This is a genomic window from Pseudoalteromonas sp. Scap06 (assembly GCF_013394165.1).
GTDB lineage: Bacteria > Pseudomonadota > Gammaproteobacteria > Enterobacterales > Alteromonadaceae > Pseudoalteromonas.
Window position 1 is genome coordinate 2815541 of record NZ_CP041330.1, and the last position, 23657, is coordinate 2839197.

Genomic DNA, 23657 nt, shown 5'->3' on the forward strand with positions numbered 1-23657 from the left:
TATGCTATACCCAATAAACTAATCAGTGTGACTAATAAACTTGATTAATTACTTAGGTATAATTTGAGTTTAGTCTATTTGTCATAAAAGTCTGTTTTATGACAAATATCATTTAGTTTGAATTTCCTACAAAATCGGCGCACTAATCAGTGCTTATAGATAGGAATAATTCACACTTATAAAATTAATTAAAAGTCAGGCAAATAGCGCCTTGCAGTGGTGTTATCTAACAGGTAACATAGCCGCCTTTTTCTTCATAGACGAGACATACATGAATTTTTCCTTAGGTCAGCGTTGGATCAGTGATACAGAGTCAGATTTAGGATTGGGCACCGTTGTTGCCATTGATGGCCGCCAGGTCAGCATTTTATTTCCTGCCAGTGGTGAAAACCGTGTTTATTCTTCTGCAGAAGCTCCGGTAACCCGCGTAGCATTTAATCCTGGTGATGTGATCCGAAGCGTTGAGGAGTGGGAATTACAAGTTGAGTCAATTGAAGTACAAGGCGAATTACTGTGCTATCACGGTGAACGTATTGATAACGGTGAAAAAGTACAATTAAAAGAGACCTTTTTAGACCATTTTATTAAATTTAATAAACCACAAGACCGTTTATTTGCAGGCCAAGTAGACCGCTTTGATCGATACACTTTGCGCTACCAAACTTGGTTACACCAATTTGAACGCCAACAGTCACCTATTAAAGGTTTAATTGGCCAACGTGCCAACCTTATTCCGCATCAGCTTTATATTGCCCAAGAAGTAGGTAAACGTTTTGCGCCACGTGTACTACTTTCTGATGAAGTAGGTTTGGGTAAAACCATCGAAGCTGGCATGATTTTACACCAACAAATTATTACTGGTCGCGCCAGCCGTGTGCTCATTGTGGTACCTGAGAACTTGCAGCACCAATGGTTAGTAGAAATGCTACGCCGTTTTAATTTACGTTTTTCTATTTTTGATGAAGAGCGCTGCGACGAAGCGTTTGCTGATTCACCTAACGTATTTGATACCGAGCAACTGGTGCTTACCAGCCTTGAGTTTTTAACTAAGAAAAAACGTTGGTTTGAACAATCTACGTTGGCCGACTGGGACTTATTAGTCATTGATGAAGCCCATCATTTAAGCATTAACAACAATAAACCTAGTGCCGAATACCAACGTATGGCTGAGCTGAGTCAAGACATTCCGGGGCTAATTTTATTAACAGCAACGCCAGACCAACTGGGTCATCGTAGCCACTTTGCACGCTTACAACTGCTCGACCCAGATCGCTTTTACGACTACGACGTATTTAAAGAAGAAGAAGCAAACTACAAAGATGTAGCCGAAGCTGCTAACCAACTACTGCAAGAGCAATCATTAGATGATAACGCTAAAGCAACCTTGATTGAGCTATTAAAAGAAACGGATATCACCGATATTCTTGAAACAGCACAACAAGGCGACCTTGAAGCACGTAAAGAAATTTTAAATATGCTTTTAGACCGTCACGGTACTGGCCGCATCTTATTTAGAAATAGTCGCAGTGGTATTGATGGTTACCCAAGTCGTAAATTACACGCCTACCCTATGGCTTTACCTAAGCAATACAAAACAGCAATGACTGTACTAGGTAATATGAGCGGCATTCAAAATGCTGAACTCAGTGCACAGCGTGCACTTTTCCCTGAAAAAATATTTCAAGAGTTTGAAGGTGAAAGCGCCAGTTGGGGTTTATTTGACCCGCGTGTAGATTGGCTGATCGAAACGCTAAAAACTCTCAAACGTGAAAAAGTATTACTCATTTGTGCTAAAGCCGAAACCGCAATCAGCCTTGAGCAAATATTACGTGAACGCGAAGCAATTAAAGCCTCGGTTTTCCACGAGGGCATGTCGATAATTGAACGAGACCGCGCCGCGGCGTTCTTTGCCGATGAATACGATAATGCTCAAATATTATTGTGTTCTGAAATTGGTTCAGAAGGCCGTAACTTCCAATTCTCACATCATTTAGTGTTGTTTGATTTACCGCTCAACCCAGATTTACTTGAGCAACGAATTGGTCGCTTAGACCGCATAGGACAAACACAAGATGTGAACATTCATGTGCCTTACTTTGAAAATACGGCACAGGAAGTGTTATTACGTTGGTACAACGAAGGCCTAGATGCATTTGAAAGCACTTCAACCACAGGACAGTTATTATATAAAGAATTTAGCGAAGACTTACTTGAATATATTGCAGCTCATAATTGTGACGAAGATGAGCTAGACCCATTGCTTGAGCAAGTAGCACAAAAGAATGCAGTATTACGTAAGCAAATGGAAAGTGGCCGAGATCGCCTACTAGAACTGCATTCATCAGGGCAAGGCGCTGCTGATTCACTCGTAGCTGACATTGAAAAACTCGATAATCAGTTTGAGCTACCAAGTTACATGATCAATGTGTTCGACACCTTTGGCGTAAGCCAAGAAGATAAAGGTGAAAACACTATTATTTTAAAACCCACTGAGCATATGCTTAATGCCTCATTCCCTGCTTTAAAAGAAGATGGCATGACGGTAACATTTGACCGTGATACCGCTCTTTCGCAAGAAGATGTGCACTTTATCAGTTGGGATCACCCTATGGTGCAAGGCACTATGGACATGATTTGCGATGATGACTTTGGTAGTGCGTCAGTGGCGTTACTTAAAAACAAAAAGTTACCACCAGGAACATTCTTTGTTGAGCTAATCTTTGTTGCCGAGGCGATGGCACCAAAAGTACTGCAAGTGGGCCGCTTTTTACCGCCTACGCCTATTCGTATTTTACTCGATAAGAGCAGTAATAACTTAGGCGAAAACGTTGACTTTGATGGCTTTAATCAACAGTTATCTGCGGTAGGTCGCCAAACAGCAAGTAAATTAGCCGGTGCATTACAAAGTGCGGTTCATCCGATGATCAACACAGCAAAAGACATGGCGCAACAAAAGCTGGATGTTATTCGTGCAGAGTCATTAGCTAAAATGCAAACATCGTTGAGTGAAGAGCAACAGCGTTTAGAGGCACTGAAACAAATAAACCCAAATATTCGCCAAGAAGAAATTACTTTTTACGACAAACAACGCAATGAGCTAACCGCACATATTGAAAAAGCGCAGTTAAAACTCGATGCAATTCGTTTAATTGTGGTTTCGCACTAGAGGATATAGCTGTCAGTCGTTAGTTAAAGGTCAACTAACGTGTGCATTGAAAAAGCGCGATATTTATATCGCGCTTTTTACTTGAGCCTTTGCGCTCGCTCCACTAAAATAGCGCACTTCAAAATCACTGAGGTCTGCCGTGTTAGTTAATTACAATCCCCCTATGAGCCCGTATTTAACTATACTGTTTCAAGACGATGATTTACTTATTGTAAATAAGCCTAGCGAGTTACTCACCGTACCAGGTAAAGACCCAAAACATGCCGATAGCTTAATTAATCGCGTCAACCGTGTTTTTCCTACGGCTAAAATTGTTCACCGTTTAGATATGGCTACCTCAGGGATACTTTGCTTGGCAATGAACAAAGCCGCTCACCGCCATTTAAGTATGCAATTTCAAGAGCGTGAAACGGCAAAGCGTTACATTGCGCGAGTTTATGGGCAACTTGAAAGTGAAACGGGCTCAGTTGACTTACCGCTTATTTGTGATTGGCCGAACCGTCCTAAGCAAATGGTTGATCACGACAATGGCAAGCCCTCGCTTACTCATTTTAAAGTGCTTAAGCGCGAAGCACAGGCAACCCGTGTAGAGCTTACTCCTATTACTGGGCGCTCCCACCAGCTGCGAGTACATATGCTAAGCTTAGGCCACCCTATTTTAGGCGATCGTTTATATGCCCACAAAGACGCACTTGCTGCGGCTCCTCGCCTACAGCTGCATGCACAAATGCTACAACTCAAACACCCTTTAACAGAGCAAGTACTTACTTTTGAAGCTGAACCCGAGTTTTAAATAAACACGCAAATAGCTAAACTTTTATAGCCTCGCGCCGATACCTAAATAATCTTTATTGTTTGGGTTCATTATGGTTGTTGCGCAATTTATAAAAATGTCACTCTGTGCATTATCAGCTGTTTGCATATTAATGCATTGGCAAACATATGCAGTGGAACATATAGCTCCTACAGCCCACTCAACTATTATTGAAAATGATATTAAACGCTTAGCACCAGGGGATGAAATTAAAACCATTGAGCTTGGCGACACACCATTTTTAACCTTACATCGTGAATACATGAGCGCTGATTTTAGAGGTGTGGTGATTCTAATACCCGACTGGCAATCGAGCCCTACAAACAATTCTGGCATGAACTTTTTGCGCAAAGAGTTAAATAACCATGGCTATAGCACTTACGCTATGACGGTGCCCGATATTAATTGGCAAGCTGCTGAGCAGAGCAGCGAGGCAAATAATCAACCGACTGCAGCAGATAACAGCACGCCAACTGAGCCGCCTCATCATGTTGATTATATTGAGCAGGTCAATATTGATGTACTAGATAATTACAAAACAAATTTAATTGCTCGCTATGAGGCACTTTATCAGCAAGCGAGTGAAGCCTCGAATGATATTGTGGTTATTGCTCAAGGAACCAGTGCGGGAGTATTAATGGAGCACTATGCTGATTTTTCAGATTTACAGATCAATGCATTTATTAGTTTAAGTAGCTTCTTACCAAATTCACAGCGTAATGCGCGTTTGAGCCAAACCACCTCTTTAGTGACACCGGCGTTATTAGATATTTATTTTTCAGGCGATCATAACGATATTTTAATGAACCTTAAAAACCGTCAGCGTTGGGTTAACCGTAATGCAAAGTTTGATTACCGCCAGCGCCAGCTATTTGGATTGCGCGATGCGCCGCAGCAACATGCACGCTTGAGCAAAGAAATAGACGGTTTTTTACGCCGCCTTTTTTAAATACTCGTAAGCGGCTTGAATATCTTGGCTTTTTTTAACCGCGACTTCCATCATGTGCTTAGGTAAACCTTGCGATACCAGTTTATCAGGATGGTGCTGAGCCATAAGCTTTCGGTACGCTACTTTAATATCACGTTGCGACGCATCTTTATTTAGCCCTAACAAGGCCAATGCCTGCGAGCGATTCATATCATTATTTGGCGGTACATGATGTCCTGAGCCTTCTCGGTAACTACTACTTTGACTTTGCTGCTGCCTAAAGCGCTGTTGTTGCTGCCTAAAATTAAACTCTGCTTGATAACGTTTTAGTACAAAGGCAAAGTGTGCTTTAGATACCCCCAACTGCTTGCTTACTTCTTGCAGTAATTGCTTTTCTTGCGCGGCAAGCACGCCATCAGAAAACGCCATTTGAATTTGAATTTCTAAAAATAACTGTAGTAAATCGTAACGTTTAGCAAAACGTTCTTTAAAGTCATAAACCGTGTCTTTGAGTGAAAAGTCGCTGTCTTTACCCGATTGAAATGCCTGCTGCGCTTCACGGCGCTCTTCGCCTTTTAAGCCCATTTCATCCATAAATAGCGTCGCAGCTTTAATATGGGTTTCGCTTATTCGTCCATTTGACTTGGCGATATGCCCCATTACTGCAAAGCAGCTAGAAAAAAACAGTGCTTGGCGCTCGTTAACATCATCGCCTTTAAAAAGGTTAGAGAAGCCACCAGCCTGATCAAAGTCTTTCTTTAGACTTTTATCAAACATATGGCCTAGGTATAAGCCTAAAATGGCGCCAAATATTTTGCCAAACATAAAACCAAAACAGAAACCGAGAATTTTTCCCCACATTTTAAAACTTACCTCTAGTGTTTTATATTTAGCTTATGGTGCTAATTGTTGGTTAAGAGTCGATAAACGCTCTGGTGTGCCTATATCGTCCCATTGGCCAATATAGAGTTCAGTGGAGACTAAATGTTCATTTAATTTTTCACGCAGTAAAGGCCCTAACGGGAGAATACCTGGGGGAAGCCCTTCAAAGAAATCAGCCTGATAACGGCCAATTCCAGAAAAAGTATAGCGCTGTTCACTATTAGGTAAGTGGCTTAGCGTAAAATCACCATCTGGGTTATGCGCAGGATTTTCAACCAATACAATGTGCGCTTCTTTTGGCTGTAAATGCAGCTGCATTAATGCACTAACATCGTAATCGCTGTAAACATCACCATTAATAACAATAAATGACTCATCTAATAAAGGAAGTGCTTGAATAATTCCGCCTGCAGTTTCAAGCCCGCCAGTTGCTTCCTGGCTATAGGTAATACTTACCCCCCATGCACTGCCATCTGCAAAGTAGGTTTTTATTTTATCTCCTTGCCAGGCGAGATTAATCACAATCTGCGTAATACCAGCTGCTTTTAAGCGCATAATATGATGCTCAATAAGTGGTTTACCTGCCACACATAACATAGGTTTTGGCAACTGTGCGGTGAGCGGCATCATACGTTTACCGCGTCCTGCAGCTAAGATCATGGCCTTCATAGTTGTTCCTCTTTTAACCGCTGCTGTACTTTTGGTACTACGTAATTTTTTACCCAATCAGACAAGTCACTAAGCTCTGGATACTCTGCCGCCACTTCAACAATATACGCTAGTGTTGGTAATATATTGGTTAAGTAACCTTTTTTGCCATCCCGTAAATACAAGCGACAAAAAATACCCGCTGCTTTTAAATGGCGCTGCAAGCCAGTTAAATCAAACCAATACTTAAATTGTGCGAATGACTCGTTAGTTATTAAACTTTGTCGCTTAAATTCGTCATAACCAAACTCAAGTAAATGAGTCAGCTCGTCGTTGGGCAATTTAAAATAACAATCTCTTAAAAGCGAGACTAAGTCATAACATAACGGACCTTGTACCGCGTCTTGATAATCAATAATTGCCCATTGCTGCTCGCAGCGCATAATATTACGGCTATGGTAATCACGATGCATAGTCACTGTGGGTTGTTCAAGCAGTGTATTGATTAGCAGCGCAGTACTTGTTTGCCAAATATTTTGTTGCTCAGCGCTGAGCTCTGTACAAATAAAATCATTAACTAACCAATTTTTAAAAATATCCAGCTCAAGTGCAATAAAGTCATGGTCATACGGATTCATTGACGGAGCTTTAGGCGTTTTAGCCCACTTGGCACTTAAACTGATCAGCTGCTGGTAATACTCGCTGCGATTGGCATCATCAAGCAAGTCAGCTAAATGGGTGTTACCCAAATCACTTAAAATAAAAAAACCTTGCTGCTCATCACTATGAATAATGGATGGTAATAAAAACCCCTGCTCAGAAAACACCTTATTTAATGCAATATAAGGGACGTTGTTAACTTTTTTTGGATCTGAGTCCATCACAATAAAGCTTTTATTTTCAGCGCTTAACCTATAATAACGGCGAAAACTGGCATCTGCGGTTATTGCATCAAGCGCGCAGGATTGCTCACTAAAGTGAGTATTAATAAACTGTTGTAAACTCTCAAAACGTGTCATTTTATAAGCTATCTATTTTTCACTAATTACTTTGCTATTGTTTTCCTTTATTATGTATAGCTTGTAACTAATCACAGAGCATAAAGGTCGATAAATGAGCAAAACCTGGGGCATTTTGATGCTAAGCGTACTGAGCGCACCATCGCTTGCCGAAACTGAACTGACACACAACTTTTGTGGCACTTCAATGCAAACCAGAGCTTGGCAACCGCTAGCTGGCCTTGAGCTTGGAACGGTTGATATCAGCGCTGATGACGTTGAGCTTTTAGGCACACAAAGCGCTGAATTTACTGGTAATGTTGATATTAACACCGTTAACATGAGTTTGTCCGCACAATCAGCACTGATTGATAAACAACGCGGCCTACTCAATGCCACCGGCCCTATTACCTACCGCGATTATGTGAGTAAAGTTCAAAGTGCGGGCTTAAACGCCGATTTAAACAACTCAGCCTTTAGCTTATTAGGTGCACAATACAGCCTAACACAACAGCAAGGCAAAGGCGGCGCGGAAAAACTCACCATAGACAAGTCTGGCTTAATGCTGATGAATGCAAGCTTTACTGCTTGCCCGGGTAATACGCCAGTATGGGCGATTGAAGCCGACGAAATTAATTTATCGCGAGAAGAAGGCTGGGGTGAAACCTACAATGCGGTGCTACGTATTTTAGACACGCCAGTGCTCTATTTACCCTATTTTACTTTCCCACTTGATGAGCGCCGTAAATCAGGCTTATTAACACCCAGCTTTTCAAGCTCAGATCGCTATGGTTTAGAGACTATTACGCCTTATTATTGGAATATTGCTCCAAACTATGATGCAACCATTACGCCGCGTTATATGTCACGCAAAGGTTTACAGCTACAAACTGAATTTAGATATCTAACTCCAGAACACCAAGGTTTAGTGGCTGTCGAATACTTAAATAAAGATGACTCAGAGCCTGAGCTTGACGAGCGTTTTTTGTTTCATTGGCAACAAAAAAGCTATATAGGCGAAGACTGGCGAGCCAGTATTGATATAACCAATGTCAGTGATGATAATTACCTTACTGATTTAAACTCAACTTATGCAAGTAAAACCGATACTCAGCTTTATCGTACCGGCTCACTAACTCACATGGGCGAGATGTGGCGTACTGATATAAAAATACAAAACTTTGAAGTACTCGGTGACCACTTAGAGTCATATACAGCCTTACCTCAAGTTAGCTTTACACAAACTACGCCGTGGAAAATTGATTACTTCGATTTTACTGTTTCAGGGGAGCTGAGCCACTTTACTAATAGCTCAGCGGTGATTGACCAAGCAACTCGCGTGCATATAGAACCTAAAGCACGCTTTGATTACAAAGAATATGCTTGGTCATTTTTATCTGAAGTAAGCCTGCTACAAACTAACTATAAACAAGACGGCAACTTACAGGGCACTCAATATAGCGAGACGGTCTCGCGCACATTGCCGAAACTCCGCTTATATTCTCAGCTTAACTTTGAGCGCGACACCTCAATTTTTATCGACGATGGCATTCAAACCTTAGAACCACAAATTCAGTATTTATATACACCAAATAAAGATCAGTCCGATATTGGCTTATACGATACCACTAAATTACAAGATGACTTTTTTGGCCTATTCAGGGATGCACGTTTTTCAAGTGTTGACCGTATTGCCGCTGCAAATCAATTTACGCTTGGGGCAACCACCCGTTTATTTGATAAGAAAAATGAAGAAGTATTTAATTTCAGTGCTGGCCAAATATTTTATTTAAGTGATTCAGCCAAGCCCACAGAGCAAGGGCTTAACAGCGACAGTAACTACAATGCCTTGTTTGCAGCGCAAACCATGTTACATTGGCACCGCCGCTGGTATTTATCCGGTGGTATTCAGTACGATACGGATGGCAAGCAAATTATCCAGTCAAATGTTACCTTAGATTATAAAGGTGACAATAATCAGCTGGTTCAATTGAACCATCGCTATGCAAATGATGTCTCAGGAAATACAATCGAACAAGCGGGCTTATTTACAAGCATTCCTATCAGTGACGAATGGCAGTTTATTGCAAGTTACCATCGCGACCTTGATAATAACCGCAGCATTGAAGTATTTAGTGGATTACAGTATGAATCGTGTTGTTGGGCGTTCCAAATTACTGGTCACCGCCAAATTGAAACTGATTTAAATCAGTCAATTGGGCAACCCCAAGCCACTTTTGATTCGAGCATTCGTTTGAATTTTGTATTAAAAGGGCTTGGTAGTAAAAGCCGTTATGATGCTCAAAAATTATTACAACAAGGTATTTTTGGTTATCGTAGGCCGTATTTTCTTAATGACTAAGCTGCATTTTGTATAGTAAAAATTTACAAATAACTATATCAATCTAGTCGCCTTTAGCATTACAACAGTACTATTAGTAAGAGTAGTAAAAAGAATATGAATTTAAAAAAATTATTAACATCAGCAGTTTTAACGTTTAGCTTATGCCAAAGTGCATTCGCCGCACCGGTCGAAATAGATAAAGTGATTGGTATTGTAAACCAAGGCGTTATTTTAAAAAGTGAAGTAGACACAATTGTTGATCGTGTTAAAAAACAAGCAGAAGAACAAAATCAACAGCTGCCAAAAGACGAAACACTGCGTGTACAAGCAATTGAGCGCTTAGTTAATCAAACGCTAATGATGCAAATGGCTGAGCGTATGGGCTTAGAGATTTCAGATAGCCAGCTCGACCAAACACTCGCCAACATGGCCAAAGAGCAAGGCGGTACAATTGCTGATTTACGTCGTACTATTGAAGCGTCGGGTGAGAGCTTTCAAGCTTACCGTGAAGAAATTCGTAAAGAGATAACCACGCAACAAGTCATTCGTGTAAACGTAGACCGTCGTATATATATAAGCGACCAAGAAATTGATAACTTGCTAAAAATTATGGATAGCCAAGGCAAAAATGCCGAAGAATACGATATTGGTCATATTCTTATCGATATTCCAAGCGGTGCAAGTGCAGATGACGTCAGCTCTGCAAAAACACGCGCAGACAAGGTAATTGAACTGCTGCAAGACGGCCAAGAGTTTAAGCGTATTGCTATTTCTTCATCAAGTGGTCCAAAAGCGCTTGAGGGTGGTCAATTAGACTGGATGGGCATTAATGAAATGCCATCTTTATTTGCAGAAGCGGTGAAAGGGCAAAAGAAAGGTACGATTATTGGCCCACTTCGCTCTGGCGCAGGTTTTCATATTATTAAGGTGCAAGACGTTCGTGGTCGCCAAGTAGTAGAAGCCACAGAAGTTAAATCCCGTCATATTCTTATTAAGCCTTCAATTATTTTAAGCGAAGAAAAAGCCCGCACTATGCTAGCTGGCTTTGTTAAGGATTTACGCGCTGGAAATGCTGACTTTGCAGAACTAGCTAAAGAGCACTCGCAAGACCCAGGCTCAGCGCTTAAAGGCGGGCAATACGACTGGACTGATCCAACTACCTACGTTCCTGCGTTTAGAGATACATTGCTATCTCTTGATCAAAACGAAATCAGCGAACCCTTTAGAACCCAGTATGGCTGGCACATTGTGCAGTTGTTAGATACACGCGTTGCAGATAAAACTGAGCAAGCTAAGCGTAATCGTGCACATGGCATGTTGTTTAATCGTAAATTTAAAGAAGAAGGTTTTAACTGGCAGCAAGAAATGCGCGAACAAGCCCATGTTGAAATTTTCCCAACAGACGAATAATTATGACCTTAAGAATTGCGGTAACCCCTGGTGAGCCTGCTGGCATTGGCCCTGACTTGCTATTAAAACTGGCACAGCACAGCTGGGATGCACAGCTAGTAGCGATTGCAGATGCATCGCTACTAAAGCAGCGCGCTAAACATTTAGGTTTAAACATTAAATTAATTGAATTTGATGAAAGCGCCGAAGCCATGCCTACATCGGCTGGCAGCTTGTACATAAAACAGATTGATTTAGCCGAGCCGGTTGAACTGGGTGTGCTGAATGACGCAAACGGTCAATACGTATTAGACACACTGCGTATTGCTAGCGAAAAGAATATGGACGGCACTTTTGATGCTGTTGTTACCGGCCCTGTTCATAAAGGTATTATTAACCAAGCCGGTATTTCTTTTAGTGGCCACACAGAGTACTTTGCTCAACAATCGGGCACCGCTGATGTTGTTATGTTATTAGCTACCGAAGGGCTACGAGTTGCATTAGTAACAACGCATATCCCGCTTGCTTATGTTGCTCGTGCTATTACCCAAGAGCGACTGGTTAAAGTGGCTAATATTCTTAATCATGACTTAAAAACCAAGTTTGGTATTGAGCAACCGCGTATTTTAGTCTGTGGCTTAAACCCGCACGCTGGTGAAGATGGCCATTTAGGCCTCGAAGAAATCGACACGATTACGCCTACACTTGACATACTAAGAGCTGAGGGGATGAACTTAATCGGGCCTTTACCAGCAGACACATTATTTCAAGATAAATACCTAAATGAAGCTGATGCTGTGTTGGCTATGTATCACGATCAGGGATTACCTGTGCTAAAATACAAAGGATTTGGTAAGTCAGTGAATATAACTCTTGGCCTTCCATTTATCCGCACTTCAGTCGACCACGGTACTGCGCTTGATTTAGCCGGTACTGGTGATGCTGATGTTGGCAGTTTTGAATTAGCGATCCGCGAAGCAATTAAGCTCGCCCATGAAAAAGCACAGAATCAATGACCGATAAAGTACATTTAGGACACCGCGCCCGTAAACGTTTTGGCCAAAACTTTTTATTCGATGAATCAATCATCGATAAAATTGTCACCGCTATTGATCCCAAGCCGCAAGATAATTTAGTCGAAATTGGCCCAGGCCTTGGCGCTATTACTGAGCCTGTAGCCGATTTAAGTGGCCATTTAACGGTTGTTGAGCTAGATAAAGATTTAGCCCAACGTTTAATTGAACACCCTTTTTTAGGGCCTAAATTAACCGTAAACCAAGGCGATGCAATGAAGTTTGATTTTGCAAGCCTAGTTAAAGACGACAAAAAGCTAAAAGTATTTGGTAACCTACCGTACAACATTTCTACTCCTTTGTTGTTTCACCTTTTTGAATTTGCCGATCATATTGAGCATATGCACTTTATGCTGCAAAAAGAAGTGGTAAAACGCATGGTTGCAGGCCCAGGCAGCAAAACCTTTGGCCGCTTGAGTGTAATGACTCAATACTACTGTAATGCGATGCCTGTAGTAGAAGTACCACCAGAGTGCTTTAAACCTGCACCTAAAGTGGACTCTGCGGTTATTCGCTTAATCCCCAAAAAGGCAGAGCAGCGCACAGCTAAGAGCGTTAAAATATTAAATACCGTCTGTTTAGAAGCGTTTAATCAACGTCGTAAAACACTGCGCAACAGCCTAGGTAACCTTTTAACCGCTGAAGAGTTAACCAGCATTGGCATTGATATTACTTTGCGTGCTGAGAGCCTGTCGTTACAACAATTTATTGATATAGCTAACTGGATTTATGACAACAAGCAGTAATATGGGATCACCTGTAAAGGTATCTGTAGAAACATTTTATGTAGAAGAGCAATCGCAACCTGAACTTGATAAATTTGTGTTTGCTTACTCCGTTACTATAAAAAACCACAGTTTATGTAGTGCAAAACTACTCAGTCGCTATTGGTTAATTACCGATGCCAATGGCAAAGAAGTAGAAGTACAAGGTGAAGGTGTGGTGGGTGAAACCCCAGATATAGCCCCAGGCGAAAGTTACAAATACACCAGTGGTGCAATATTAGATACTCCGGTAGGCACCATGCAAGGGCATTACACTTTACGAAACGAATTTGGTGCTGAGTTTGAAGCCCCCATAAATGTGTTCCGTTTAGCTTGCCCTAATATCTTACACTGAGTAAGAACAGCGTCTAATGGCCGACTACGCAATAGGTGATTTACAAGGCTGCTTTAACGAATTTAGTTTATTGTTAAAGCAAGTCGACTTTAATCCTAGCAAAGATCATCTCTACCTAGTAGGTGATATTGTTGCTCGCGGCCCAGACTCCAAAGCATGTCTTGATTACATATATCAGCACCAAGACAGCGTTAGCGTCACATTAGGCAATCATGACTTACATATGATTGCCTGTTATTTAAATAATGTTGCCCCCAACCCCAAAGACAAACTAACGACTCTGTTCAACAGCAGTAAACTCCCACATTACGTCGCGTTTTTGCAAACTCAGCCTTTAGCTCTTTACTTAGATAAATATGATTGCTTTATTTCACACGCGGGGCTAAACCCTGATTGGTCGTGCGTGCAAGCCATTGAGCACGCCCAATTCGCACAGCAATGCTATGGTGCTGACAACGCTCAATACTTCTTAAAAAACATGTATCAGCCTCACCCACTAACATGGAGTGAGCAACTCGATGACGCTGCCAAGTTTCGTTATATTGTTAATTATTTCACCCGTATGCGCTTTATTACACCCGATAACTTGCTTGATTTTAGTGCAAAAGAAGCAACAGCAAATAGCCATTCATTGATTCCTTGGTTTTCTCATCCTAAAATTGTTAACGCTCAACATGACCTTGTTTTTGGTCATTGGGCTGCACTTGAAGGTCAAACTCCCTACAAACACCTGTACGCTCTAGATACAGGTTGCGTCTGGGGCGGCTCAATGACCTTAATAAATTTACAGAGCAAACAAAAACTTTCAAAAAAATCACAACTTTTGTCTAAATAAACTGAAAAAAGTTAATACATCTGTTAAGTTTAAGAGTGCATGTTAAATTGCATAATTACAAACCATTCACAACTAAGTGTAAAAAATAGCAACACTCTCTAATCTAATTAAAGATGAGGAAAATTGCTTTGTATTATTTTACATCCATAATCGAATAGTTGAATTATGTATGCTTAGTGTGTGATGAAGTTTCACGGTAAATTTAGCAACTAACTATTAACAGTAAAAATTAATTATTTTTAATTACTTAACTTATTGTTGAAAGCGCCGATAAGTTTTAATAGACGTATTTTTGAATGGAAAACCATATGAATCTAACAGTGAGTCAACGTATTTGGGGTGGTTTTATATTTATCACTTTATTACTTTTAATTATTGGCGGTAACTCTTTAATAAAAATAGCAAATATAGATCGCTCAACTCAAAAGGTTAATCAGCTATCGCTTCCGGCATTAAACAAGAGCGCTCAATTACAAGCTGAATTTATTTTGATGAGTAAAGCTGCTCAAGCTAGCTTTCACACTTCATCGGCTCAAGAGCTAGCGCCAATAAAAGCACAAATAGAAGAACAAAAACAGTTATTTGATAAGTTACATCGCGAGCTACAACAAGTAGTAAAAGATGATCCACAACTAAATAAGAGTAGCCTTGACGTTGAAAAGACCTACTTAAGTTTTTTAAGCATTATAGAGAGCCTACTCAAAGACAAAAACACTCAGTTAGTGCTTAATAAAAAGCTTAAAGCTCAATTAGAAACCGTTGAGCTTGCGGCAGAAGATGCCAACTCTATGGTTCTTGATATTATTGATATCGATGGTTTAGAAGATAACTACCCGCGTGCTTATCAAGCAGCTAATAACCTTGAAAATAACTTTATGTCTGTGGTTACCAGTAGCACCGATATGTTAACTGTTAAAACACTTAATACGCTCGATATTATTAAAAATGAACAAGTATATTACTTTGAAGAAGTCGTTCGTACCGTTTCATTAATACAACCTGCAATAGAGCAGAGCCATAGCGGCTTGTTTAACGACTTAAAAGGTTATGTAGATACACTTGAGAGTAATATTTTAGGTAACGATAGCCTTTCAGCAAATAAAAAACGCCTTATTGATGCAATCAGCACAACTGAACGTGAATTAGAAGAGTCTGAAAAAGCTACTAAAACAGCACTTAGCCAAATTGACGAATTAGTATTACAAGCCAGCGGCGTTGCATTTACTTTGCAAGAAGGCGTTCGCAGCGATGTAAACTCAGCTAACTTATGGACTTGGATAGGCATGATCATTGCTACTATTATCGCTGTGCTTGTGGCCATTGTTACAGTTAACCGTATTACTAAGCCATTAGCAGAAGTTAACCGCATTTTAGATATTGTTGCCAGTGGTGATATGACTCAACGCTTGGATGACAGCGCAAAAGATGAATTTGGTGAATTGTCGAAAAGTTGTAACACCTTAATTGATAGCTTACGTAGCTTAATTACCGGTATTATTTCGCGTTCAACACAGCTTGCTGCTGCTTCTGAGCAAACCTCAACAATTACCGGTGAGTCGAGCAAAGCGATTAGTAATCAACAAGCGCAAGTAGAGCAAGCGGCAACCGCAACCACTGAAATGAGCAGTACCTCTCAAACAGTGAGCAACAGTGCTCAACAAGCACTGGGCGAAATCAAAAATGCTGATAAAGAAGCTGAACGCGTTAAAGGTATTTCAAATCAAAATAAAGCAACCATTGAACAACTCGCTTACGAAGTTGATGAAGCATCAAGTGTTATTAATAAGCTACACAAAGATAGCGCCTCAATTGGTAGTATTTTAGACGTTATTCGTGGTATCGCTGAGCAAACTAACTTACTTGCACTTAATGCGGCCATTGAGGCAGCGCGTGCCGGCGAGCAAGGCAGAGGCTTCGCCGTGGTAGCTGATGAAGTAAGATCGCTTGCAAGTAAAACTCAAGAGTCGACCCAAGAGATTCAATCTATGATTGAATCACTACAGTTGGGCGCTGAAGAAGCAGTTAAAGCCATGGAAAAAGGTAAAGAACGCGCTGTTTCTTGTGTTGAGCAAAGTGATTTAGCTAATAGTGCACTAGATTCAATTACTCTTGCGGTATCGCAAGCGCACAATGTCAGTGAAGAGATATCAACGGCAGCACAAGAGCAACAACAAGTATCACAAGAGATTAGTGAACGCTTAGAGTCTATTGTTGCTATCGCCGAGCAAACAGCAGAAGGTGCTGTACAAACTAATATTTCAAGTTCAGAAGTGGCTAAATTAGCCGAAGAACTAAGAATATCAGTAGAGAACTTTAAAGTATAAGTATCGCACTGTAAGTAGCCTTAGGGCTGCTTACAGTTCACCCCTAGTAAGTCATAGTAAAACCCCCACTTCCTCATTAGGTATACTTACATACCCCCACAATCTTACTCTAAATACACAACATCCAACTGATTAGTCCGTGAAGTCATTTAATACTATTTATATTTTCTTTGGTTATACCAATTCGCTTAATTAAGTGGTCTATTTTGAGGCTGGAAAAACGCGTTGATAGCTAGGCAAAAAATTTGCTATTTAGTTGCTCTAAATGAGAATTTTTAACGCAGGCAGCGACACGTTTAGCCCCGCAAAGTGATTAAGTATTATTGCGGATTGATATTACAAACAACGGAGCCGCTATTAAAACAATAAGCCATGGTGCTTAACATAAATTTTTAATTAGATGGACACAATTACGGTAGGTATATTTTCGGTGGTAACAGAGTGAATTTTAAAAACAAAAAACCCAGCATAAGCTGGGTTTTTACATTTCTGAAAGAAAACTAAATTACTTAATTTTAGCTTCTTTGAAAATCACATGTTTACGAGCCTTAGGATCGAACTTTTTGATTTCCATTTTTTCAGGCATGTTACGCTTGTTCTTGTCGGTAGTGTAGAAAAAACCAGTACCAGCAGTTGAAACTAAACGGATCTTATCGCGCATAATTCAGTTCCTTAAACTTTTTCGCCACGAGCACGGATTTCTGTAAGAACCGTGTCAATGCCTTTTTTATCGATAATACGCATACCTTTAGTAGTAGTGCGTAATGTTACAAAACGTTTTTCACTTTCAACCCAAAAACGGTGTGTTTGTAGGTTAGGTAGGAAACGACGTTTAGTCGCGTTTCTCGCGTGTGAACGGTGGTTACCAACCGCTGGACGCTTACCTGTAACTTGACATACTTTAGACATGTCTATATATCTCCAATAACTTCGCTCGAGCTTAATTTTTCCCTAAGGCCATGTATTTGTGCCCTAGAGATAAATCGAAGGGCGCTCTTTATACAGCTTTTACAGGCAAAGATCAAATACTGATCTTATCCAACCAGCTCATGTGTAAATTTTATAGCGGCTAATTATAAAGATCGAATGCCCTTAGGGAAAGTAAAAACTGCATTTAAATTAAACTAATTTGCCAAAACACACTAAACCGCTCATTTTTAGCACATATCTGCGAGCAATAAACTTAAATAAGTCCCCGTTCGGCAAACGAAACACAATTTTCACCACCAATAATAATATGATCCAATACATTTATGTCGACTAATTGCAGCGCTTGGCACAATTTATTGGTAATTAGTTTATCGGCCTGACTTGGTTCTGCAATACCGCTGGGATGATTATGTGAAAAAATAACCGCTGCCGCATTATTTTTTAAAGCCGCTTTGACAACTTCACGTGGATATACACTGGCTGCGTTAATCGTACCATAAAATAAGATTTCATCTTTCAATAAACGATTTTGACTATCAAGATACAACACCATAAACACCTCCTGCTGCAACCCTCGCATTTGCAGGGTTAAATAGTCGTAAACAGCTTGAGGGGAATTAAAAACGGCATCGCGAACAAAGCCTTCTTGCATATAACGCTGACTTAGCTCAAGTACTGCTTGTAACTGTACATATTTAGCTGTACCCAGCCCTTTTTGCGCACAAAACTCATCTATGCTGGCATTAAACAAATTATGCAGGGTTTTATTTTCATTGATCAGATGTTGTGCCAGCTCTATTGCATTCATACCGGGTAAACCCGTACGTAAAAATATAGCCAATAGTTCAGCATCAGAGAGTGCCTTTGCGCCTTTTGCTAGCAGCTTTTCTCGCGGTCTGAGTGAATTAGGCAGAGAGGTTAATTGCATCGTTCATCCTTGAAAGCGGTCAGTATCATATAACTGTAATGCAAAATTAAAAATTAGCGCGATAAAACGCATTTTATCTTAGCTGTCACGCTCAAGATTTGTTATTTTAGCCAGCATATTTTATAAAATTGATGAACAACCATGATTAATTTAACAAATAAAAAAATAGTGCTGGGTATTAGCGGTGGAATTGCAGCCTATAAATGTGCCGAACTCGTAAGACGTTTAAAAGACCATGGTTGTGACGTTAAAGTTGTAATGACTGAATCAGCAAAGCATTTTATTACCCCGCTAACGATGCAAGCTGTCAGTGGTGAAATAGTGTCTGACTCATTACTCGACCCATCAGCAGAAGCTGCGATGGGACATATTGAATTTGCCAAATGGGCTGATTTAATTTTAGTGGCTCCTGCCACCAGCAATATTATTGCAAAAATGGCGGTAGGCATTGCTGATGATCTACTCACTACGTTATTACTCGCAACTCCTGCAAAAGTGGCTGTGGCACCGGCTATGAATCAACAAATGTACGCGCACCCTGCCACGCAAGCTAATATAGCCACTTTAAAGGCTCGTGGCGTTGCAGTTTGGGGGCCAGGCAAAGGTGAGCAAGCCTGTGGTGATGTAGGTGCAGGGCGAATGCTTGAACCGCATGAATTAGTGAGTTTATGCACTGAACCTGCGCAACCACAACTCTTAGCGGGTAAAACCATTACTATTACCGCAGGCCCAACCCGAGAACCTCTCGATCCGGTGCGTTTTATATCAAACCACAGCTCAGGAAAAATGGGTTATGCACTAGCACAAGCTGCTTTATCATTTGGCGCGCAAGTTAACTTAATTTCAGGCCCAGTGACCATTACCGCGCCGCAAGGCGTTAATTTAATTAATATAGAAAGTGCTGAGCAGCTACTGCAAGAATCTCTCAATTACGCCCATCAATCAGACGCCTTTATTGGCTGCGCTGCTGTAGCCGATTACCGCGCAGCGAATATCGCCACGCAAAAAATGAAAAAACAAGGCGATGAACTCACTCTTAGCTTAGTTAAGAACCCAGACGTTATAGCAGCGGTAGCAAACCTTACACAAAGCCGCCCTTACACTGTCGGCTTTGCAGCAGAAACGCAAAATGTTGCTAACTACGCTAAAGGGAAATTGACTAATAAAAACCTCGATATGATTTGCGCAAACGACGTATCGCAAAGTGATTTAGGCTTTAATTCAGAACGTAACGCACTTACTCTTTATTGGCAAAATGAACAACTCGATTTACCTGTGACTAGTAAAACAGAAATAGCAATCAAAGTGATCGAGCAGCTTGCCAAACGATTATAAAAAGGCTGGAAACAAACTGAATAAAACATTAACATGATGACGCCTTGTGACCTTTTAGTGTAATTTTACTTCGCTAATATAGTTTAATGCTTGCGCAGTACCAGAGCTTCACGTAATACGTGAAAATATCGCTTCACTGGTTATTGCCCGCACAAACACTAGGCAGGTAGCTGTGTTATCGCACGTTGATGTAGAAAAAATAACTATTAAAAAAAGGAATGTTCATGCCTGCGACAAAAAAAAGTAATCGCAAAGAGCAAATACTGCAAGCACTCGCACAAATGTTAGAAACCAGCCCTGGTCAGCGTATTACAACTGCCAAACTTGCCGCAGAAGTTGGCGTATCTGAAGCCGCTCTTTATCGCCACTTTCCGAGCAAAGCGCGGATGTTTGAAGGATTAATTGAGTTTATTGAAGATACCCTGCTATCACGTATTAATCTTATTTTAGATAACGAAAAAGAAAGCAAAGCACGCGTATACAATACCTTATTACTGTTGCTAACGTTTGCTGAGAAAAACCCTGGCATTACTCGTATATTAACAGGCGATGCTCTACAAGGTGAGCAGGAGCGACTTCGTGAACGTGTACAAGGCTTATTTGAAAAGCTAGAGACCCAATTCAAGCAAATTCTTAGAGAGCGTAAGCTACGTGAAGGTAAAAACTTCCAAAGCGATGAGCTAACCCTAGCTAACTTTTTGCTTGCCTACGTTGAGGGTAAAATGAATCAGTTTGTGCGCAGTAATTTTAGTGCTCGCCCAAGTGAGCAATTTGAAAAACAATGGCCAGAACTTCAAAAAATTTGGTTATAAGATTCGAAGTAATACCTTGTTAGTGATGCTAACAAGGTATTAAATAAACCACTTCCACTCCTATTTTTCACAGATGCCTACCACCTCGCATCCCGTAGCTCGAAAATTTTACCTTTTACCTTTTACCTTTTACCTTTTACCTTTTACCTTTTACCTTTTACCATTCATTTTTAACCTCTCATCTCTGCCCTGCTACCACTTATCGTATCTACTCGAATTGTTATTAAAACTCGTTACAATAAAATAATGTTAAAAAACGAGAATCTATAATGAAAACACAACTCACTCTTATAGGCTGTGCACTTATTACCAGCTTAACGAGCGCCAGTGCCTTAGCAAATAAGCCATTAGAATTTAAAGATGTATTTGATTTTAAATCTGTAAAAGGCACACAGCTTTCTGAAAATGGTCAAATCCTCTCTTTAAGTGCAACTCCTTATCGTGGCAATGCCACTGGGCAAGTCTACTCGCTAAATAACAACAAGCTTATTGCTGAGGTAGAGCGAGGCACTCGCCCTACAATTAACAAAATGGCGAACTGGGTTGCATTCATCCAAGTGCCTACCCTACTTGAAAAAGAAACCACTAAGAAAAAAAGCGATCTAAAAAACAATCTAGTATTAGTGAATACCCAAACCGGTGAGCAACAACGCTTTAATGACGTAAAAGACTACGTACTCGCTAATAACGGGAAGTGGCTTGCCTATCGTAAAAATGAGAGCACAGACGCGGATGATAAAAACGCCGATAACGATAGCGCTATCCCTGCAGACAAAAAAGATAAAAGCTACCCGCTGGTTATCGTCAACTTAAGCGATAAACGCACCCACACTCTTGAAAGTGCTTTCACCTATGATATTAGCGCCACCAGCGATCAATTATTAGTGAGCCAAAGCTATGTGGATGGCAATAATAATCAAATTACTTTATTTTCACTCAATGATTTTACCAGCACAGCATTAATTGACGAGCCTGGTGTGGTTGCCAACAAAATAGCTTGGCATCCAATCAATAAGAGTGTTGCATTTACTTTAGGTAACTATGTAAACGATGATAAGCGTCGCCGCCAATACGAATTAACGCTTTGGCAGGACGAAACGCTTACCACTGTGCAGTCACCTAACCCAGAATGGTTAATGGGTAAAACTGCGACATTAACGTGGGCCGAAGATGGTACACGCCTATACTTTGAAAACCGCCCAAAACTTGCTGAAAAAGTTAAACAAAAGGAATATACCGATGAGTCGTCATTGTATGACTTTGAGGTTATTCGCGACCAAAAAGGGTTAAATGTATGGCACAACAACGATGCGCAAATTAAACCTCGCGAAGAGCAGCAATGGAATGAAAGTAATAAGAATCGACATTACACGGCGGTATACCATGTAAACTCGCAACAAGTTGTGCAGTTAAGCACACCAAATATGCCTGAGGTCGCACTTAATACTGAACGCGCGGATTCATTATTAGGCTACTCAAATCTAGCCCATCTTGAAAAAATAATGTATGGCGGCTTTTTTGCTGACTACTTTGCGGTTGATATAAAAACGGGTAAACAAACACCTATTATTAACGACTATCCATTTAGACCTAGCCTTGCGCCTAATGGTCAGTTTGCTGCTTACTTTGATAACAACCAAGTACAGCTTAAAAACTTAGGCAATAACAAAGTGAGCGTACTCAGCAAAGCAATTAACGCTACCTTTGCCGATGACAAACACGATTATCCATCTAAGCAGCCTGGCTATGGCTTTGCTGGCTGGCTTAACGATAGCAGCGAAATACTGGTTTATAGTAAATATGATATTTGGTCGTTTAATGTAAATACCAAGCAAGCCAAACGCTTAACTAATGGTAAACAAAGTAATACTCAGTACAGAGTAATCAAGCTTGATAAAAACCAAGTGGGCTTTAACAGCAATGATACTCTTTTGCTCTCTGCAATTAACTTACAAAGTAAGCAAAGTGAGGTGGCTAAACTTAATTTAACAACGCTTAACGTTACTAAAGTACTCACAGGTAATAAGCGTTTTGATGTAATTAAAAAAGCCAAAAATGCCGATAAATACTTATTTACTGAGCAAACCTATCAGCAATTTCCTGATATTTATCAAACAGACTTTAGCTTCAAACAAGCACAACAAGTCACTAACCTTAATCCTCAGGTAACTAATTTTGCTTGGGGAGAAAAGCCTGAACTTATTAGCTATAAAGGCTTTGATGGAGAAGATTTACAAGGGGTATTAATCAAACCTGCCGGCTATAAAAAAGGCGATAAAGTACCGGTTGTGGTGTACTTTTACCGCTATATGAGCCAGCGTATGTACGATTTCCCTAAAATGGAATTAAATCATCGCCCTAACTTTCCGATGTTTACATCAAATGGCTACGCCATCTTTTTACCTGATATTCGTTTTGAAATAGGTCATCCAGGTAAGTCTTCAACTCAAACCATGATCAACGCCACTCAAAAGCTGATTGATTTAGGCATTGCCGATGCTAATAAAATAGGGTTACAAGGCCATTCATGGGCGGGTTATCAAAGCGCGTTTATGATCACTGAAACTGATATGTTTAAAGCTGTAGTTTCGGGTGCGCCAGTGTCTAACATGACCAGCGCCTACAGTGGCATTCGCTTAAAGTCAGGGCTTGCTCGCCAATTTCAATATGAAACAGGGCAAAGTCGCATTGGTAAAAACTTATTTGAAGCCCCTGAGCTTTATATTGAGAACTCGCCAGTCTTTTTTGCGGATAAAGTAAATACCCCGATTCTGATTATGTTTGGTGATAAAGATGATGCTGTGCCATGGCATGAAGGCGTGCAATATTACTTAGCACTACGCCGTGCGGGTAAAGATGCTACATTTTTACAATATGAAGGTGAGCCACATCACTTAAAGCAATTCCCTAATCAGGTAGATTTCTCAGTACGTATGATGCAGTACTTTGATCATTACTTAAAAGGCAAGCCAGCCGCTAAGTGGATGAACGAAGGTGAAGCGTTTATCGAAGAGTAACTAATAAACCGGCGCTATTTGGCGTCGGTTTAACATTTAAAACCAGTAATTAAAGACTATGTAAAGTTTTAAATAAATACTAAATCACTATTAAAACTGACTTTTATATTCAGTT

19 protein-coding genes are annotated in these 23657 nt (G+C 40.5%); 13 read left to right on the forward strand and 6 right to left on the reverse strand.

What is annotated here, in order from left to right:
* Positions 1 to 271: 271 nt before the first annotated feature.
* The 3 genes from rapA (at position 272) to FLM47_RS13075 (ending at position 4929) form a co-directional block, all read left to right on the forward strand.
* Positions 272 to 3166: an RNA polymerase-associated protein RapA gene (gene rapA, locus FLM47_RS13065; RefSeq protein ID WP_178956581.1), complete on the forward strand. Its 2895-nt coding sequence runs from the start codon at positions 272 to 274 to the stop codon at positions 3164 to 3166.
* A gap of 139 nt (positions 3167 to 3305) precedes the next feature.
* The gene (gene rluA / locus FLM47_RS13070; RefSeq protein WP_138609123.1) at positions 3306 to 3959 is read left to right on the forward strand and encodes a bifunctional tRNA pseudouridine(32) synthase/23S rRNA pseudouridine(746) synthase RluA; all 654 of its coding nucleotides are present in this window, start codon (positions 3306 to 3308) and stop codon (positions 3957 to 3959) included.
* Positions 3960 to 4032: 73 nt separating this feature from the next.
* The gene (locus FLM47_RS13075; RefSeq protein ID WP_178956582.1) at positions 4033 to 4929 is read left to right on the forward strand and encodes a DUF3530 family protein; all 897 of its coding nucleotides are present in this window, start codon (positions 4033 to 4035) and stop codon (positions 4927 to 4929) included.
* On the opposite strand, the gene djlA is transcribed toward FLM47_RS13075, so the two are convergent.
* From djlA to FLM47_RS13090, 3 genes are read right to left on the reverse strand one after another with little or no spacing between them, the layout of a single operon-like run.
* Complete coding sequence (djlA, locus tag FLM47_RS13080; RefSeq protein ID WP_178956583.1) at positions 4912 to 5769, reverse strand: co-chaperone DjlA; 858 nt, start codon at positions 5767 to 5769, stop codon at positions 4912 to 4914. The two genes, FLM47_RS13075 and djlA, sit on opposite strands and share 18 nt — an antisense overlap.
* A gap of 33 nt (positions 5770 to 5802) precedes the next feature.
* Positions 5803 to 6459 carry an N-acetylmuramate alpha-1-phosphate uridylyltransferase MurU gene (murU, locus tag FLM47_RS13085; protein WP_138609117.1) on the reverse strand — a complete coding sequence of 219 codons (657 nt, stop codon included), beginning with the start codon at positions 6457 to 6459 and terminating at the stop codon, positions 5803 to 5805.
* Positions 6456 to 7457: an aminoglycoside phosphotransferase family protein gene (locus FLM47_RS13090; protein WP_178956584.1), complete on the reverse strand. Its 1002-nt coding sequence runs from the start codon at positions 7455 to 7457 to the stop codon at positions 6456 to 6458. Before FLM47_RS13090 ends, murU begins: the two co-directional genes overlap by 4 nt.
* Positions 7458 to 7551: 94 nt before the next feature.
* Here FLM47_RS13090 and lptD point away from each other — a divergent pair, with 94 nt between their 5' ends.
* The 7 genes from lptD to FLM47_RS13125 all read left to right on the forward strand — a co-directional run bounded on the left by lptD (position 7552) and on the right by FLM47_RS13125 (position 16520).
* Positions 7552 to 9798, forward strand: coding sequence for an LPS assembly protein LptD (gene lptD, locus FLM47_RS13095; protein ID WP_178956585.1), 2247 nt, complete (start codon positions 7552 to 7554; stop codon positions 9796 to 9798).
* A 96-nt stretch (positions 9799 to 9894) separates the two neighbouring features.
* Complete coding sequence (surA, locus tag FLM47_RS13100; protein ID WP_178956586.1) at positions 9895 to 11190, forward strand: peptidylprolyl isomerase SurA; 1296 nt, start codon at positions 9895 to 9897, stop codon at positions 11188 to 11190.
* Positions 11191 to 11192: 2 nt separating this feature from the next.
* Positions 11193 to 12185, forward strand: a complete 993-nt coding sequence (gene pdxA, locus FLM47_RS13105) for a 4-hydroxythreonine-4-phosphate dehydrogenase PdxA (protein ID WP_178956587.1) — start codon at positions 11193 to 11195, stop codon at positions 12183 to 12185.
* A complete protein-coding gene (gene rsmA / locus FLM47_RS13110) occupies positions 12182 to 12988 on the forward strand; it encodes a 16S rRNA (adenine(1518)-N(6)/adenine(1519)-N(6))-dimethyltransferase RsmA (protein WP_010391631.1) in 807 nt (268 codons plus the stop codon). The genes pdxA and rsmA overlap by 4 nt, the downstream gene beginning before the upstream one ends.
* Positions 12972 to 13361 carry a Co2+/Mg2+ efflux protein ApaG gene (apaG, locus tag FLM47_RS13115; protein ID WP_041709470.1) on the forward strand — a complete coding sequence of 130 codons (390 nt, stop codon included), beginning with the start codon at positions 12972 to 12974 and terminating at the stop codon, positions 13359 to 13361. The genes rsmA and apaG overlap by 17 nt, the downstream gene beginning before the upstream one ends.
* Before the next feature lie 16 nt (positions 13362 to 13377).
* On the forward strand, positions 13378 to 14196 hold the full coding sequence (locus FLM47_RS13120) for a symmetrical bis(5'-nucleosyl)-tetraphosphatase (protein WP_138609107.1): 819 nt from the start codon (positions 13378 to 13380) through the stop codon (positions 14194 to 14196).
* Positions 14197 to 14504: 308 nt separating this feature from the next.
* Positions 14505 to 16520 carry a methyl-accepting chemotaxis protein gene (locus FLM47_RS13125; protein WP_138609106.1) on the forward strand — a complete coding sequence of 672 codons (2016 nt, stop codon included), beginning with the start codon at positions 14505 to 14507 and terminating at the stop codon, positions 16518 to 16520.
* A 505-nt stretch (positions 16521 to 17025) separates the two neighbouring features.
* Here FLM47_RS13125 and rpmG read toward each other — a convergent pair.
* The 3 genes from rpmG to radC form a co-directional block, all read right to left on the reverse strand.
* A complete protein-coding gene (rpmG, locus tag FLM47_RS13130) occupies positions 17026 to 17181 on the reverse strand; it encodes a 50S ribosomal protein L33 (protein ID WP_004587947.1) in 156 nt (51 codons plus the stop codon).
* Positions 17182 to 17192: 11 nt separating this feature from the next.
* Positions 17193 to 17429 carry a 50S ribosomal protein L28 gene (gene rpmB / locus FLM47_RS13135; protein WP_008464111.1) on the reverse strand — a complete coding sequence of 79 codons (237 nt, stop codon included), beginning with the start codon at positions 17427 to 17429 and terminating at the stop codon, positions 17193 to 17195.
* 274 nt (positions 17430 to 17703) lie between these two features.
* Positions 17704 to 18378 carry a DNA repair protein RadC gene (gene radC / locus FLM47_RS13140; protein WP_178956588.1) on the reverse strand — a complete coding sequence of 225 codons (675 nt, stop codon included), beginning with the start codon at positions 18376 to 18378 and terminating at the stop codon, positions 17704 to 17706.
* Between the two features lie 141 nt (positions 18379 to 18519).
* On the opposite strand from radC, the gene coaBC reads away from it, so the two are divergent.
* From coaBC to FLM47_RS13155, 3 genes are all read left to right on the forward strand, one after another.
* Positions 18520 to 19713 carry a bifunctional phosphopantothenoylcysteine decarboxylase/phosphopantothenate--cysteine ligase CoaBC gene (coaBC, locus tag FLM47_RS13145; RefSeq protein ID WP_178956589.1) on the forward strand — a complete coding sequence of 398 codons (1194 nt, stop codon included), beginning with the start codon at positions 18520 to 18522 and terminating at the stop codon, positions 19711 to 19713.
* Between the two features lie 224 nt (positions 19714 to 19937).
* Positions 19938 to 20525, forward strand: a complete 588-nt coding sequence (gene slmA, locus FLM47_RS13150; protein WP_008113236.1) for a nucleoid occlusion factor SlmA — start codon at positions 19938 to 19940, stop codon at positions 20523 to 20525.
* 269 nt (positions 20526 to 20794) lie between these two features.
* Positions 20795 to 23542 carry a prolyl oligopeptidase family serine peptidase gene (locus FLM47_RS13155; protein ID WP_178956590.1) on the forward strand — a complete coding sequence of 916 codons (2748 nt, stop codon included), beginning with the start codon at positions 20795 to 20797 and terminating at the stop codon, positions 23540 to 23542.
* Positions 23543 to 23657: the final 115 nt, after the last annotated feature.

Bases quoted from the DNA above. Each gene is read 5' to 3' on its own strand.
- rapA (WP_178956581.1), top strand. From the start codon at position 272: ATGAATTTTTCCTTAGGTCAGCGTTGGATCAGTGATACAGAGTCAGAT.
- FLM47_RS13075 (WP_178956582.1), top strand. From the start codon at position 4,033: ATGGTTGTTGCGCAATTTATAAAAATGTCACTCTGTGCATTATCAGCT.
- djlA (WP_178956583.1), bottom strand. From the start codon at position 5,769: ATGTGGGGAAAAATTCTCGGTTTCTGTTTTGGTTTTATGTTTGGCAAA.
- murU (WP_138609117.1), bottom strand. From the start codon at position 6,459: ATGAAGGCCATGATCTTAGCTGCAGGACGCGGTAAACGTATGATGCCG.
- FLM47_RS13090 (WP_178956584.1), bottom strand. From the start codon at position 7,457: ATGACACGTTTTGAGAGTTTACAACAGTTTATTAATACTCACTTTAGT.
- lptD (WP_178956585.1), top strand. From the start codon at position 7,552: ATGAGCAAAACCTGGGGCATTTTGATGCTAAGCGTACTGAGCGCACCA.
- surA (WP_178956586.1), top strand. From the start codon at position 9,895: ATGAATTTAAAAAAATTATTAACATCAGCAGTTTTAACGTTTAGCTTA.
- pdxA (WP_178956587.1), top strand. From the start codon at position 11,193: ATGACCTTAAGAATTGCGGTAACCCCTGGTGAGCCTGCTGGCATTGGC.
- rsmA (WP_010391631.1), top strand. From the start codon at position 12,182: ATGACCGATAAAGTACATTTAGGACACCGCGCCCGTAAACGTTTTGGC.
- apaG (WP_041709470.1), top strand. From the start codon at position 12,972: ATGACAACAAGCAGTAATATGGGATCACCTGTAAAGGTATCTGTAGAA.
- FLM47_RS13120 (WP_138609107.1), top strand. From the start codon at position 13,378: ATGGCCGACTACGCAATAGGTGATTTACAAGGCTGCTTTAACGAATTT.
- FLM47_RS13125 (WP_138609106.1), top strand. From the start codon at position 14,505: ATGAATCTAACAGTGAGTCAACGTATTTGGGGTGGTTTTATATTTATC.
- rpmG (WP_004587947.1), bottom strand. From the start codon at position 17,181: ATGCGCGATAAGATCCGTTTAGTTTCAACTGCTGGTACTGGTTTTTTC.
- rpmB (WP_008464111.1), bottom strand. From the start codon at position 17,429: ATGTCTAAAGTATGTCAAGTTACAGGTAAGCGTCCAGCGGTTGGTAAC.
- radC (WP_178956588.1), bottom strand. From the start codon at position 18,378: ATGCAATTAACCTCTCTGCCTAATTCACTCAGACCGCGAGAAAAGCTG.
- coaBC (WP_178956589.1), top strand. From the start codon at position 18,520: ATGATTAATTTAACAAATAAAAAAATAGTGCTGGGTATTAGCGGTGGA.
- slmA (WP_008113236.1), top strand. From the start codon at position 19,938: ATGCCTGCGACAAAAAAAAGTAATCGCAAAGAGCAAATACTGCAAGCA.
- FLM47_RS13155 (WP_178956590.1), top strand. From the start codon at position 20,795: ATGAAAACACAACTCACTCTTATAGGCTGTGCACTTATTACCAGCTTA.